The sequence below is a fragment of the Acidimangrovimonas sediminis genome, from assembly GCF_002871005.1.
GTDB lineage: Bacteria > Pseudomonadota > Alphaproteobacteria > Rhodobacterales > Rhodobacteraceae > Acidimangrovimonas > Acidimangrovimonas sediminis.
On sequence record NZ_PHSN01000016.1, the window covers coordinates 63,867 to 77,750 of the forward strand.

Below are 13,884 nucleotides of genomic sequence, written 5' to 3' on the forward strand. Positions count from 1 at the left end.
CGCAAGCAGCCTTGCCACCTGCCTATGCCCTCGGGAGTGCGGGGCCCTCGGGATTGCGGGCGCCCGGGAACCGAACCCCGGGGGCCGCGTCAGCGCGCGCCGTAGTAGAGGCCCACCACGTGCTCCGCCTCGGCGAAGAACAGCCAGCGCGCCGCGAAGGCGCCCGTGAGGTGCAGGACCACCGCCAGCGCGATCGCCCAGAGGCTCCCCCCCGGCGCGATCAGCAGCACCAGCGCCGGCAGCAGCGCCGCGAAGACCACGGCGATCACCCGAAGCTTCTGCGCATGCCTGCGGCCCACCACGTGGATCATCTCGCGCATCAGGTAGTTCGTCCCCGTATGCGGCCCCTCGTAAAGCCGCACCTTGCCGATCCGACCCAGCCCCGTCGCGCTCTCCAGGGTGGATCCGCTCTCGGCAAGCCGCCGGTCCCCCAGCACGAAGCTCGCGGCCAGCACCGCCGCAAGCGCAAGGCACAGCACGATCGCGGGCCATTTCAGCCCGGCCAGAATCGCGCCCCCGGTCAGGGCGAAGCCGAGGAACATCACCGGCGTGATCCAGAGGTTCCAGCGTGGCACGGTCCTGAGCTGGGTGTAGATCATCGAGGTGCAATAGACCGTGGCCAGCGCCAGAGCGGCCCCGGGCAGGCCGAAGGTGGCGCTGGGAAACCGCAGGAAGATCGCCGTCAGCGCGACCGGCGCCAGCACGACAAGGGTGATCACCGCGGCCCAGCCCTCGCGGCTGAGCCACGAACTGCGCCATTGCGAGAAGGCGCGCCAGGCGTTCCGCGGATTCTGCAGGTGCAGGGTCGAGGCCATCAGCCCCGCCACGGCGAAGGCATAGCCAAGCGCCCAGACCCAGAAGGCCGTGGCGCCCACCGGGGCGGCCAGGCCCAGACCGAGATAGGCGAGGAAGCCGAACCCCAGCCCGGACAGCACGGTGAAGACGATGACGGAGGGCGCGGGATGCATCAGAGCTTCTCCAGCAGGCGGTCGAGCCAGCCGGCGATGCCGGTGGCCTTCACATCGGCAAGGGCGGCCAGCGGCGCCTCGGCCGGGCGGTCCTTGGGCCGGGGCGGCAGGTACTTGTTCACGGGCCTGGTGCCTTGTTCGGGCATCAGGTCCATGCCGCCGCGGTCGGCCACCAGCTGGCTGACCGCGCTATCGGGGTCGCCCAGGTCGCCGAAGTGGCGCGCGCCCGAGGGGCAGGTGCGCACGCAGGCCGGCACACGGTCCACCTCGGGCAGGTTCTCGTTGTAGATCCGGTCGACGCAGAGCGTGCATTTCTTCATCACGCCCGCCGCCATGTCCATTTCCCGCGCGCCGTAGGGGCAGGCCCATGCACAGAGGCCGCAGCCCATGCAGGCATCCTCGTTCACCAGAACGATCCCGTCCTCGGCCCGCTTGTAGCTGGCCCCGGTGGGGCAGACGGTGACGCAGGGGGCGTCCTCGCAATGCAGGCAGGATTTGGGGAAGTGGATGGTCTGGGAGCAGCCGCCGTCAGAGGGCTGCACCTCGTAGGAATGCACGCGGTTGAGGAAGGTGCCCGAGGGATCCTCGCCATAGGCGTCGATATCGCTGAGCGGCGCGCCGTAATTCTCGGTGTTCCAGCCCTTGCAGGCGGTGACGCAGGCGTGGCAGCCGACGCAGATGTCGAGGTCGATGACCAGCCCGAGCTTCTTTTGCGTGTTGGTCGGCAGTTCCGTCATTCCTCGGCCCCCCAGCGGCGGTTCTCGGGTGCCGGCGGCACCGGCGACTTGATCGGCGGAAAGCCCGGTTCCGCCTGTGCCCGCGCGGCGACCCGCTCGATCTTCACCCGCAGATCGAACCACGCGGCCTGCCCCGTGACGGGGTCGGAATTCGACCAGCGCAGCCCGTCGCCCCTGGGCGGCATCAGCTCCCCGATCACGTGGTTCAGAAGAAAGCCCTTGGTCGCCTCCGGCGCGTTCTCGTCCAGCGCCCAGGCGCCCTTGCGCTTGCCGATGGCGTTCCAGGTCCAGACGGTGTTGGGGTTCAGACCCGCCATATGCGCGACCGGCACCACGATCTCGCCATGCGGCGAGGTCACGCGCGCCCAGTCGCCATCGCGGAACCCGTGCTTTTGCCACAAGGCCGTCGGCAGGTAGAGCGGGTTGCGCCCGTGGATCTGCCGAAGCCAGGCGTTCTGGCTGCCCCAGCTGTGATACATCGCCATCGGCCGCTGGGTCAGGGCGTGAACGTCATATTCCTCCGTTCCCGCATCCCCCAGCGGCGCGTACCAGGTGGGCAGCGGATCCATCACCACCCTGAGCCGGTCGCGCAGATGCTCGGGCGGCTGACGGTCGCCGTGACCTTCCGCCGCCAGCTGGAAACGGCGCATCGGTTCGGAATAGATCGGAAAGAGATAGGGCGCCGGCGCATCGTAAAGGCCGATCTTCACCGCCCAGTCCTGGTAGGTCGCGTTCCACGGTTTGAAGAACTCCGCCTCTTCCGGGACGTGCGCGGTGAAGAACGCGCCGTTCTCGATGTATTTCTGCATCTGCTCGGGGTTCGGCGCGCCCCGCCCCACGCCGTCGCCATTGCCGCGGAAACCCATCAGCGGGCCGACCCCGGGGCGGCGTTCGTGGTTCACGATGTAATCGGCGTAATCCTTGTACCTGGCGCTGCCGTCCTCGTTGACGAACCCCGGTAGCCCCAGCCGTGCGCCAAGGTCGATGATCACCGACTGAAAGCCCCGCACGTTGCGGTCCGGCTCCACCACCGGCCAGCGGATCGCATCCGCCGCCGCGTCCGGTTCGCAGATCGGCCGGTCGAGCAGCGAGATGCAATCGTGCCGCTCAAGGTAGGTCGTATCTGGCAGGATCAGGTCGGCATAGGCGACCATCTCGGACGAATAGGCATCGGAATAGATGATCCGCGGGATCACGTAGTCGCCGCTCTCGTCGGTGTCCGTCAGCATGTCGATCACGGCGCGGGTGTTCATCGACGAGTTCCACGCCATGTTCGCCATATAGAGGAACAGCGTGTCGATCCTGTACGGGTCGCCCGCATGGGCGTTCGAGATCACCATGTGCATCAACCCATGCGCCGACAGCGGGTTCTCCCACGAGAACGCCTTGTCGATCCGCGCGGGGCTGCCGTCGTCCTTGAGCGCCAGATGCTCGGGCCCCAGCGGATAGCCCAGGTGCGGGCCGTTCAGCGGCTTGCCCGGGGTGACGCCGCAATGCGGGCGGGGATGGGCCTCGACCGGCTTCGGATAGGGCGGCTTCATCCGCCAGCCGCCCGGCACCTCGACCGAGCCCAGAAGCACCTGCAGCATGTGCAGCGCGCGGGCGGTCTGGAACCCGTTGGAATGCGCAGAGATCCCGCGCATGGAATGGAACGAGACCGGGCGGCCCACCATCTTGTCATGCCGGTCACCGCGGAAGTCGGTCCAGGCGCGGTCAATCACGATCGCCTCGTCGAAGGCCACGCGGGCAAGCTCCGCCGCCAGCCCCTTGATCCGCTCGGCCGCGATGCCCACACGCTCGGCCACCGCCTCAGGGGCGTAGCTGTCCGACAGGTATTTCTCGGCCATCAGCTGGAAGGCCGTGACGTTGCCTTCGTGCCGCGCACCAAGGTCGGGCTGCACGCCGGGCGTGTCGAAGGCCACAGGCTTGCCGGTCCGCTTGTCGATGACCAGCTGCTTGCCGTTCGCGTCGCGCAGCAGGAGGCCCTTCTCCGGCCCCTCCGCGCCGTTCACCAGACAGGGCGCGTTGGTGAACCGCGCGAGATAATCGAGGTCGATCTTGCCGGCCTTCAGAAGCTCATGCACCAGCGACAGGATCAGGAGGCCGTCCGACCCCGGCGTCACCCCATACCAATCGTCGGCCACGGCGTTGTAACCCGAGCGGATGGGGTTCACGCCCACCACCTTGCCGCCCCGCGACTTGAGCTTGCCGATCCCCATCTTGATCGGGTTCGAATCGTGATCCTCGGCCACACCGAACAGAACGAACAGCTTCGTCCGCTCCCAGTCCGGCGATCCGAATTCCCAGAAAGCGCCGCCGATCGTGTAGATCCCGCCCGCCGCCATGTTGACCGAACAGAACCCGCCATGCGCGGCATAGTTCGGCGTGCCATAGGCCTGCGCCCAGAACCCTGTCAGGCTTTGCGACTGGTCGCGCCCGGTGAAGAACGCCATCTTCTCGGGGTCGGTCTCGCGCAGCGGCTTGAGCCAGCTCACCGCCAGCTCCATCGCCTCGTCCCACGAGATTTCCTGAAACTCCCCCGAACCGCGTGGCCCCACCCGCTTCATCGGCGCGCGCAGGCGCGAGGGCGCGGTGACCTGCATGATGCCCGACGACCCCTTGGCGCAGAGGACGCCCTTGTTCACCGGGTGATCGCGGTTGCCCTCGATATAGGCGACGCGGCCGTCCTTCATGTGCACGTTGATGCCGCAGCGGCAGGCACACATGTAGCACGTCGTCTTGCGAACCTCGTCCGATACGCGTGGCGAAGTGTCCAGCGCCGGCTGTCGATACGTCATGGTAAGCTGGCCTCCCCCGGCATCACATGCATGCGTCGGAATATCATAATCAGTAAACTTTCCCGAGGCCAAGCGCCGTCACGACGCTGTGTTCGGCTTTTTATGCGCCGGCGGCCGGGCGATCCGCCTCGATGCGGCCCTCGTGGCGCAAGCGCGGCTTGACCGCGCCCCAGCTTTGTCTAGGTTGCGCGCAACCCCAGCGCAATAGGAGCATGGCAATGACGCAACGCCTTCACCTCGTCTTCGGCGGCGAGCTGGTGAACCCTTCGAAATCGGTCTTCAAGGACGTGTCGAAGATCCACATCGTCGGCATGTACCCGGATTACAAATCTGCTCACAAGGCGTGGCAGGCCGAGGCGCAGCGCACCGTGGACGATGCGCACACCCGTTACTTCATCGCCCATATCCATCGTCTGCGCGACGAGGAAACCCCGCACAGCCCGACCGAAGAGCTGGGCGCGTAAGGCCCTCTCGGAATGGCATTCCCGGTCGGCCTCGGGCTCTATCTGCTGGCGACGGCGCGGCGCAGCCGCGCGGGGGCCGGCGGTGACGGCCCAAGACCCGGCCGGCCGTCGGGCCCGCTGATCTGGTTCCCGCTGGAAACGGGCGCCGACGGCGGGGCCTCGGGCGCACCACCCGGCCTGCCCGAACTCCTCCACCACATACGCGACTCCGCCCGTGCGCCCGAGGTGCTGGTCACCCGCGTGATGCCCGAGCCTGCCCCGGCACAGCGGGAGCATGGCACCGAAGGCGCCGGCGCGGCGGATCTGCCCGAAGACATCTGGCAGGTTCCCGCTCCGCCGCCGACCCTGCCCGACATCCGCGCCTTCCTGCGGCACTGGCGGCCCGACCTGATCGTGCTGACCGGCGACGCCCTGCCCGCGGCGCTGATCCACGAGGCGGGGCGCGCCGGCATACCCGTCCACTGGATCGACGCGCGCCCGCCCCGGGCCGGGCATCCGCGGCGCTTTCCCGGCGTCCTCCCCACGCTGCTGCAAAGCCTGTCGCTGATCACCGCGCCCGACGCCGGCAGCGCCCGGGCCCTGCGCCGCCTCGGCGCGCCACAAAGCCGGATGACGATCGGCGGTGCGTTGCACGAGGCGCCGGTCGTGCTGCCCCATGTGGAGGCCGAGCGCGAGGCGCTTGCACTTCTGGCGAAGACCCGACCGATCTGGCTTGCCGCCTGCCTGCCCCAAGCCGAGGAGGCCGCGGTGATCGAGGCGCACCGGCTGGCGCTGCGCCGGGCGCATCGATTGCTGCTGATCGTGGTACCGCGGGATCCATCCCGTGCCGACACGCTGATCCGCAAGATGGAAATCGCTGAGGGCTGGACCGTCGCCCGGCGATCCTCCGACGAGGAACCCGAAGAGGAGGTGCAGGCCTATGTCGCCGATACCGAGGGCGAGATGGGCCTGTGGTACCGCCTTGCGCCGATCACCTACCTCGGCGGCAGCCTGAGCGAGGGGGTCATACGATCCCCGCTGGAGCCCGCGGCGCTCGGCTCCGCCATCGTGCACGGGCCGGAGGCGGGGCGCCACGGCGCGGCGCTGTCCCGGCTGGCCGCGGCGCGCGCCGCCCGCGCGGTGCAACGCGCGCAGGAACTGGGCGAGGCCGTGAGCGACCTGATCGCACCGGATCGCGCGGCGGCCCTGGCCCACAACGCGTGGGAGGCCTCGACCGCCGGGGCCGAAGTGGCAGACCGGCTTGCCGCCTCGATCCTCGGCGCGCTTCCCGCGCAGCAAACGGACAGCCCCGACGCGGAACCCGCCCCGAAAGCCGACCTAAACCCCCAGACGGGGCCGGAGCCCACCGGGGCCGCACCCTCGAAGGATCGGGGCTGATGCGCGCGCCCGCCTTCTGGGATGCCCCCCACCCGACCGTGGCGGCCCGCCTGCTATCGCCGCTTGGCGCGCTCTATGCCCGGGCCACGGCGCGCCGGTTGGCGGGGGGCACGCCGCTGCACGCCGGCGTTCCGGTGATCTGCATCGGCAATCTCAACGCCGGGGGAACCGGCAAGACGCCCACCGCGATCGACCTGCTGCAACGCCTCGCTGCCCGGGGGGTGGAGGCCCATGCCGTATCACGCGGATACGGCGGACAGCTCGAGGGGCCGGTGCAGGTGGATCCGCGCACCCACACCGCGGCCGATGTCGGGGACGAGCCGCTGCTGCTTGCCGCCTTCGCCCCGGCCTGGGTCGCGCGGGACCGCGCCGCCGGGGTGCGCGCGGCGGTGGCGGCCGGGGCGCAGGCGATCGTGCTCGACGACGGCTTCCAGAACCCGGCGGTCGCCAAGGACCTGTCGCTGATCGTGGTCGATGCCGCGCGCGGCTTCGGCAACGGGCTGTGCCTGCCGGCCGGCCCACTGCGCGAACCGGTGGCGGCCGGGCTTGCCCGCGCCAACCTCGTGCTGTCCATCGGGCCGCCCGAGGCGCAGGCGCGCTTTGCCGGGCGCTGGGGCGAGCGGATCGGCCTGCCCCACCTTCGCGGCGCGCTGGCACCGCTGGAAACCGGCATGGACTGGCACGATCAGCCGGTCCTCGCTTTCGCCGGGATCGGCCACCCCGAGAAGTTCTTCCTCACCCTGCAGGCACTTGGCGCGCGGACGGTGCGGACCGAGGCGCTGGCCGACCACCAGCCGCTGACCGAGGCGCTGATGACCCGGCTCGAACGCGACGCCGAGGCCGCGGGGGCGCAGCTTGTCACCACCGAGAAGGACGCCGTGCGCCTGCCGGACAGCTTTCGCGCCAAGGTGCTGACAGTGCCCGTGCGGCTGGCGATCGAGGATGCCACGCCGCTGGAAACTGCGCTGGACGGGCTGTTCGGCCCCGGCCGCTGAGACGCCTCCGGATCCCGCGCGCCACGGCCCCTCTGCGCAGATCACCCCGCCGGGGATGACGGAAACCGGCGCAGGCGGTCAGCCGAGGGCCGCAACGCGGTCGTGGGCGGGACAGGTAACGACGTGGTCGTTGACCATGCCCACGGCCTCCATGAAGGCATAGGTGATGACCGGGCCGCAGAAGCGGAACCCCTCGGCCTTCAGATCCTTCGAGATTCGGGCCGACAGATCGGTCTGCGGGGGCACGTCGGATTGCGCGGCAAACCGGTTCTGGATCGGGGCGCCGCCGACACGCGACCACAGGAAGCTGTCGAACCCCTCGCGCGCCTCGATCCGCTGCCAGGCGCGGGCATTGCCAATCGCCGCCTCGATCTTGGCGCGCGACCGCACGATACCCGGATCGGCCAGCAGGCGCTGCACCTCGGCCTCGCCCCAATCGGCAACGACGTTCGGATCGAACCCCTCGAAGGCGTCGCGGAAGGCGGGGCGTTTGCGTAGGATGGTGATCCAAGACAGGCCGGCCTGGAACCCGTCGAGAATCAGCTTCTCCCAAAGCGCCCGGCTATCCCATTCCGGCACGCCCCACTCGGTGTCGTGATAGGCGACGTACAGCGGATCCTGCCCGCACCAGCTACAGCGCTCGGTCATTGCCTCCCCTTCCGTTTTCCTTGCAATGGCGGAGGTTAGACGGGCCCATAGAATTTTAACAGCGTTGTCTTAAAATGCGTAGCTTAACCGCATGTTTACGGATCGCCCCCGATAACCGAATCCGAGTGAAAGGAGCGACGGGATGACCGAGGCGGGGGAACTCATCATCGGCGGCGGGTCGGGCGTGGCATCGGGGCAGGCCCAACCTGACGCGCGTGGCCCGGCGGCGGACGGCATGGACAGCCCGCTGGCCGCCGCGGTGACCGAACGCGACGCCGAGACGTTGCAGATGGTACGGCGCGCGCTTGGCGACCGGCATGTGCTGCTGGCCTTCCAGCCGGTGGTGATGGCGCGCGACACAGGGCGCACTGCGTTTCACGAAGGACTGATCCGCATCCTCGACGACGGCGGCCGGGTGATCCCCGCGCGCGATTTCATCAGCGCAGTCGAGACCTGCGAACTGGGCCGCCGGATCGACACGCTCGCCCTCGAGATGGGGCTTGCCGCGCTGCACAGGACGCCGACCTTGCGCCTGTCGGTGAACATGTCGGCGCGGTCGATCGGCTACCCGCCGTGGAAAAGCACGCTGCTCGGCGCGCTTGCCGCCGATTCGACGGTGGGGGAGCGGCTGATCCTCGAGATCACCGAAAGCTCCGCCATGGTCATGCCCGACCTGGTTTCCGTCTTCATGCAGGAGATGCAGCGCCTGGGGATCTCGTTCGGGCTGGACGATTTCGGCGCGGGCTACACCGCGCTGCGTCACTTCAAGGAATTCTACTTCGACATCCTGAAGATCGACGGCCAGTTCGTGCGCGGCGTCCATGCCGATGCGGACAACCAGGTGCTGGTTTCGGCAATGATCGCGATCGGGCGGCATTTCGACATGTTCACCGTCGCCGAATGCGTCGAGGATGCGCGCGATGCCGAATTTCTGATACGCGCCGGGGTGGATTGCCTACAGGGCTATCTTTACGGCGCGCCCAGCACGAAGCCACCGCACGCCGCGCAGATGGATCGCCGCGCCCTTCGCGCCTGACACGCGCGGCCGCTGTGCCCGCCGTTCCGGCAAGCGACCTGTCGGGGCCGGCCGGAGTTCGCCCGCAGGGACGATTGCACTCCGATTCGCGCCCGTTTTCGTTGCATGTGTGTCCGCAAAGGCCTACCTCTGCTGCAGAGCGGCGCGCCCGCCCCCTTGCGACGGCGCGCCGAGGACCGGCCATCGAAAGGATTGCCCATGACCAATGTCGTTATCGTCTCGGCCGCGCGCACGGCTGTCGGCTCTTTCAACGGATCCTTCGCCAACACCCCGGCGCATGAGCTGGGCGCCACCGTGCTCGAAGCCCTGGTAGCCCGCGCGGGGATCGACAAGTCCGACGTGTCCGAAACCATCCTTGGGCAGGTGCTGACCGCGGGTCAGGGCCAGAACCCGGCGCGTCAGGCGCATATCAACGCCGGCCTTCCGATCGAAAGCGCTGCCTGGGGCATCAACCAGGTTTGCGGCTCGGGCCTGCGGGCCGTCGCGCTTGGTGCGCAGCACATCCTGCTGGGCGACGCCAAGGTGGTGGCCGCCGGCGGGCAGGAAAGCATGAGCCTGTCGCCCCACGTCGCGAACCTGCGCGCCGGGCACAAGATGGGCGACATGAAATTTATCGATTCGATGATCAAGGACGGGCTGTGGGACGCCTTCAACGGCTACCACATGGGGCAGACGGCCGAGAACGTCGCGAACCAGTTCCAGATCGGGCGTGAACAGCAGGACGAGTTTGCGCTGGCCAGCCAGAACAAGGCCGAGGCGGCGCAGAAGGCCGGCAAGTTCGCCGACGAGATCACGCCCTTCACGGTCAAGACCCGCAAGGGCGAAACCGTGGTGGACCAGGACGAATACATCCGTCACGGCGCGACGATCGAGGGGATGCAGAAGCTGCGCCCGGCCTTCGCCAAGGACGGCTCTGTCACCGCGGGCAATGCCAGCGGCATCAACGACGGCGCGGCCGGCGTGCTGCTGATGTCGGCCGAGGAGGCGGAGAAGCGCGGGCTGGAACCGCTGGCGCGGATCGCGAGCTATGCCACCGCCGGCGTCGACCCCAAGATCATGGGCACGGGCCCGATCCCGGCCAGCCGCAAGGCGCTGGAAAAGGCGGGCTGGAAGGCCTCGGATCTCGACCTCGTCGAGGCGAACGAGGCTTTTGCCGCCCAGGCCTGTGCAGTGAACAAGGACATGGGCTGGGACCCGTCGATCGTGAACGTGAATGGCGGCGCGATCGCCATCGGTCACCCGATCGGCGCCTCGGGCGCGCGCATCCTGAACACCCTGCTGTTCGAGATGAAGCGCCGCGACGCCAAGAAGGGCCTTGCCACGCTGTGCATCGGCGGCGGCATGGGTGTGGCGATGTGCCTCACGCGGGCGTGATCGGAAAGACACGGTACGCCGCCCCATAAGCACCCGCCATACGCGCAACTTAATTGCGCGTATGTCCATTTTTGAGTAACACCCTTTCCAGCAAGTCAGAAGTGCGGGAGGAATCATGTCGAGAGTTGCGATCGTCACCGGCGGCAGCCGGGGCATCGGTGCGGCCATATCGGTGGCGCTGAGAGACGCGGGTTACAAGGTTGCCGCCAACTATGCCGGCAACGACGCGGCCGCTTCGAAATTCACCGAAGAGACCGGGATCAAGACCTACAAGTGGAACGTCGCCGATTACGAAGCCTCGAAGGCAGGTCTGGCGCAGGTCGAGGCCGATCTCGGCCCGATCGACGTGGTCGTCGCCAATGCCGGGATCACCCGCGACGCCCCGTTCCACAAGATGACGCCCGAGCAATGGCACCAAGTGGTCGACACCAACCTGACCGGCGTGTTCAACACCGTGCACCCGGTCTGGCCGGGCATGCGCGAACGCAAGTTCGGCCGCGTCGTCGTGATCTCATCGATCAACGGCCAGAAAGGGCAGTTCGGCCAGGTGAACTACGCGGCGACCAAGGCGGGGGATCTCGGGATCGTCAAGAGCCTTGCACAGGAAGGTGCACGCTTCGGAATCACCGCGAACGCGATTTGCCCGGGCTACATCGCGACCGAGATGGTGATGGCGGTGCCGGAGAAGGTGCGCGAGTCGATCATCGCGCAAATTCCGACCGGCCGACTTGGCCGCCCCGAAGAGATTGCGCGCTGTGTGGTCTTCCTCGTCTCGGACGACGCGGAATTCACCAACGGATCGACCATTACCGCGAATGGCGGCCAGTTCTTCGTCTGACGGCAAAGGCCCCGCAACTGACAAGGCCAGCGTGCCGAACGGGTCCAAAGGCCTCGCCCCCCGGCGGGGCCTTTGTTATTGCAGGATGGGCTATGCGAAGTATCGTGCTTTTACGCGCGATACAGGGCCGTCGCCCACACAGGAAACGGGGGCGGGTACATCCTGCTCCCGCCGACGCCCCAGCACCACGGCGCCCGCCAAGAACGCGTGGCCCGGGGGCACGCTGGCCTAGGACTGGCTAAGCCGTTGAATTTCCTCTTTCAGCCGGAGTTTCTGCTTCTTCATCTCAGCGATCGTGAGCCCGTCGGTCGCGGGGTTTCGCTGCGCCTGTTCCACCTTGTCGGAAAGATTCTGGTGCTTGCGCCGCAGCTCCTGCAGGTGGGACGTCATCGACATGGTCTTCCTCCTCTGCTGAATGGAACAGTTTGATGACAGCACGTTTGCCGAGTCGTGTCATCCCTCTGTCCCGGTCACGCGCCATCACCGCCATTGGACCCGCCAAAAGTTGCCGAAACCTTAAGGGCGGATGAGCGTGGCGCCCAGGCAAGCGGCGCGCCCTCGCGCAGGATCGCCTCGGCCGCATCCGTGTGCCCACTTCCCTGCCCGCCGTCATGCCCGCTGCCGGCGTGCAGGATGAAGGGCGCCAGCATCCGGAACGCCCCGCGCCCGCCCTTGCGCGCCCGCAGCAGGATGCGCCCGGCCGGCCGCCCGGCACGCGGCGCCAGTGGCAGAAGATCGATGCTGCCCAGCCGCCCGTCGCAGGCCGCCAGAAGATCGGGCAGCCGCTCGGCCAGCTGGATCGCGACCAGCCAGCCGCCGGGCCGCAGTCGGCGGGTCGCGGCGTCGATCCACACCGACAGCGGCGTCGCCTCGCGCAGCCCGGTCTCTCGCCCGGCGTCCCGCGCCGGCGTGCCGCCGCCCGCCGGATACCAGGGCGGGTTCAGGATGACGTGATCGAAGTGTCGTGCGCGCAGGGCCCCGGGCAGCGCTGACACGTCGCCCTCGAGCACCTCGAGCGGGCTTCCGTTCATCGCCGCGTTGCGCCGCGCCAGCCCGGCATAGGCGGGCTGCAGTTCCAGCCCCGTCAGAGCGACGCCCGGAACCCGCGCGCCGAGGCAAAGCGAGGCCACTCCCGCGCCGCAGCCCAGCTCCAGCACCGCGGCACCCGGCGTGGCCGCGCAGGCCGCGGCCAGCAGCACGGGATCGGTCGCCGCCCGGTAGCCCGCGCGCGGTTGCACGATGCGCAGCCGCCCGCCAAGGAACCCGTCCTCGGAAAGCTCTGCCTCGGCGAACCCGCCGTCAGCGCCCGGGGTCGATGTCATTGTCGCGCAGGATGCTGGTGGCGCGGAAGTGATCCGCCTCGCGCACCATCAGCCGCCGCGGCAATATGCCGACCGACCCTTCGAGTACGCTCATGTTTACGTCGAGCGGAAAGGCGTCTATACCCTCGCCTTGCAGAAGCGCCGTGGCGAAGGCGATGATCGTCGGATCGGTCGTGCGCAGAAGCTCTTTCATGACCCGCGAGTTAAGTCCAATCGCCGGTCAATGTCGAGAACATGTGGGGCAACCATGGGGCTGATGGAATCCGCCGACAAACCGCAGGACCGGCTGGCCCGCGCGCTGGCCGAGGACATGGCGGGGGTGAACGCGCTGATCCGCGACCGGATGGCCAGTGAACATGCGCCGCGCATCCCCGAGGTGACGGCGCACCTGGTCGAGGCCGGGGGCAAGCGCCTGCGCCCGATGATGACGCTGGCGGCCGCGCGGCTCTGCGGCTACGCCGGCCCCTACCACATTCACCTTGCCGCGACGGTGGAGTTCATCCACACCGCCACGCTGCTGCACGACGACGTCGTCGACGAAAGCAAGCAGCGCCGCGGGCGGCCCACGGCGAACCTTCTGTGGGACAACAAATCCTCGGTGCTGGTGGGCGACTACCTCTTCGCGCGGTCGTTTCAGCTGATGACCGACAGCGGCAACATGCGCGTGCTGTCGATCCTGTCGAACGCCTCCGCGGTGATCGCCGAGGGCGAGGTGCTGCAGCTCACCGCGGCGCAGGACCTGAAGACCGACGAAGGGATCTACCTTCAGGTGATCCGCGGCAAGACGGCGGCGCTGTTTGCCGCGGCGACCGAAGTCGGCGGCGTGATCGCCGGCGCGCCCGATGATCAGGTCGCGGCGCTTCACGCCTATGGTGACGCGCTCGGCATCGCCTTCCAGATCGTCGACGACCTGCTCGACTACGGCGGCACCAGCGCGGTGATCGGCAAGAATGTGGGCGACGACTTCCGCGAGCGCAAGCTGACCCTGCCGGTGATCAAGGCCGTGGCCGCCGCCGATGCCGAGGAACGCGCCTTCTGGTCGCGGGTGATCGAGAAGGGCGACCAGCGCGAAGGCGACCTCGAGCAGGCGATGGCCCTGATGGCGCGTCACGGCACGCTCGAGGCCACCCGCGCCGAGGCGCTCTCCTGGGCCAACCGCGCCAAGGACGCGCTCACCCCCCTGCCCCGCCACGAGCTGCGCGACATGCTGCGCGATCTGGCCGATTACGTCGTCGAACGGGTCGCCTGACGGGGATTCTGACAGAGCGGGCCGCAACCGGCCCCTCCTTCTTCTGAGCGGAAATATCCTCGGGGAGCGCGAGGGGCA

The 13,884-nt window shown here is 68.5% G+C and carries 14 protein-coding genes; 7 read left to right on the forward strand and 7 right to left on the reverse strand.

Annotation, left to right across the window (positions count from 1 at the left end):
* Positions 1-89: 89 nt before the first annotated feature.
* From CVV76_RS15100 to CVV76_RS15110, 3 genes are read right to left on the reverse strand one after another with little or no spacing between them, the layout of a single operon-like run.
* Entirely contained in the window at positions 90-968 is an 879-nt protein-coding gene (locus tag CVV76_RS15100; RefSeq protein WP_102225507.1) for a dimethyl sulfoxide reductase anchor subunit family protein, read from the reverse strand.
* Positions 968-1,705 carry a 4Fe-4S dicluster domain-containing protein gene (locus tag CVV76_RS15105; RefSeq protein ID WP_102225508.1) on the reverse strand — a complete coding sequence of 246 codons (738 nt, stop codon included), beginning with the start codon at positions 1,703-1,705 and terminating at the stop codon, positions 968-970. The genes CVV76_RS15100 and CVV76_RS15105 overlap by 1 nt, the downstream gene beginning before the upstream one ends.
* The gene (locus tag CVV76_RS15110; protein ID WP_102225509.1) at positions 1,702-4,503 is read right to left on the reverse strand and encodes a molybdopterin oxidoreductase family protein; all 2,802 of its coding nucleotides are present in this window, start codon (positions 4,501-4,503) and stop codon (positions 1,702-1,704) included. Before CVV76_RS15110 ends, CVV76_RS15105 begins: the two co-directional genes overlap by 4 nt.
* Before the next feature lie 218 nt (positions 4,504-4,721).
* Between CVV76_RS15110 and CVV76_RS15115 the strand changes: the two genes are divergently transcribed.
* From CVV76_RS15115 to lpxK, 3 genes are read left to right on the forward strand one after another with little or no spacing between them, the layout of a single operon-like run.
* Positions 4,722-4,967, forward strand: a complete 246-nt coding sequence (locus CVV76_RS15115) for a DUF4170 domain-containing protein (RefSeq protein ID WP_102225510.1) — start codon at positions 4,722-4,724, stop codon at positions 4,965-4,967.
* Between the two features lie 12 nt (positions 4,968-4,979).
* The gene (locus CVV76_RS15120) at positions 4,980-6,344 is read left to right on the forward strand and encodes a 3-deoxy-D-manno-octulosonic acid transferase (protein ID WP_102225511.1); all 1,365 of its coding nucleotides are present in this window, start codon (positions 4,980-4,982) and stop codon (positions 6,342-6,344) included.
* On the forward strand, positions 6,344-7,339 hold the full coding sequence (gene lpxK, locus CVV76_RS15125) for a tetraacyldisaccharide 4'-kinase (protein WP_102225512.1): 996 nt from the start codon (positions 6,344-6,346) through the stop codon (positions 7,337-7,339). The genes CVV76_RS15120 and lpxK overlap by 1 nt, the downstream gene beginning before the upstream one ends.
* 78 nt (positions 7,340-7,417) lie before the next feature.
* On the opposite strand, the gene CVV76_RS15130 is transcribed toward lpxK, so the two are convergent.
* The gene (locus CVV76_RS15130) at positions 7,418-7,987 is read right to left on the reverse strand and encodes a DNA-3-methyladenine glycosylase I (RefSeq protein ID WP_102225513.1); all 570 of its coding nucleotides are present in this window, start codon (positions 7,985-7,987) and stop codon (positions 7,418-7,420) included.
* 235 nt (positions 7,988-8,222) lie between these two features.
* On the opposite strand from CVV76_RS15130, the gene CVV76_RS15135 reads away from it, so the two are divergent.
* The 3 genes from CVV76_RS15135 (at position 8,223) to phbB (ending at position 11,235) form a co-directional block, all read left to right on the forward strand.
* Positions 8,223-9,023 (forward strand): EAL domain-containing protein, encoded by an 801-nt coding sequence (locus tag CVV76_RS15135; RefSeq protein ID WP_102225627.1) that lies wholly within the window; start codon positions 8,223-8,225, stop codon positions 9,021-9,023.
* 198 nt (positions 9,024-9,221) lie between these two features.
* On the forward strand, positions 9,222-10,397 hold the full coding sequence (locus tag CVV76_RS15140) for an acetyl-CoA C-acetyltransferase (RefSeq protein ID WP_102225514.1): 1,176 nt from the start codon (positions 9,222-9,224) through the stop codon (positions 10,395-10,397).
* Between the two features lie 115 nt (positions 10,398-10,512).
* Entirely contained in the window at positions 10,513-11,235 is a 723-nt protein-coding gene (gene phbB / locus CVV76_RS15145; protein WP_102225515.1) for an acetoacetyl-CoA reductase, read from the forward strand.
* A 228-nt stretch (positions 11,236-11,463) separates the two neighbouring features.
* Here phbB and CVV76_RS15150 read toward each other — a convergent pair whose 3' ends face one another.
* The 3 genes from CVV76_RS15150 to CVV76_RS15160 form a co-directional block, all read right to left on the reverse strand.
* Complete coding sequence (locus tag CVV76_RS15150; RefSeq protein WP_102225516.1) at positions 11,464-11,631, reverse strand: YdcH family protein; 168 nt, start codon at positions 11,629-11,631, stop codon at positions 11,464-11,466.
* A gap of 74 nt (positions 11,632-11,705) precedes the next feature.
* Positions 11,706-12,557, reverse strand: coding sequence for a tRNA1(Val) (adenine(37)-N6)-methyltransferase (locus CVV76_RS15155; protein WP_102225517.1), 852 nt, complete (start codon positions 12,555-12,557; stop codon positions 11,706-11,708).
* The gene (locus CVV76_RS15160; RefSeq protein ID WP_102225518.1) at positions 12,535-12,750 is read right to left on the reverse strand and encodes a putative signal transducing protein; all 216 of its coding nucleotides are present in this window, start codon (positions 12,748-12,750) and stop codon (positions 12,535-12,537) included. The genes CVV76_RS15155 and CVV76_RS15160 overlap by 23 nt, the downstream gene beginning before the upstream one ends.
* 54 nt (positions 12,751-12,804) lie before the next feature.
* Here CVV76_RS15160 and CVV76_RS15165 point away from each other — a divergent pair, with 54 nt between their 5' ends.
* A complete protein-coding gene (locus CVV76_RS15165; protein WP_102225519.1) occupies positions 12,805-13,806 on the forward strand; it encodes a polyprenyl synthetase family protein in 1,002 nt (333 codons plus the stop codon).
* Positions 13,807-13,884: the final 78 nt, after the last annotated feature.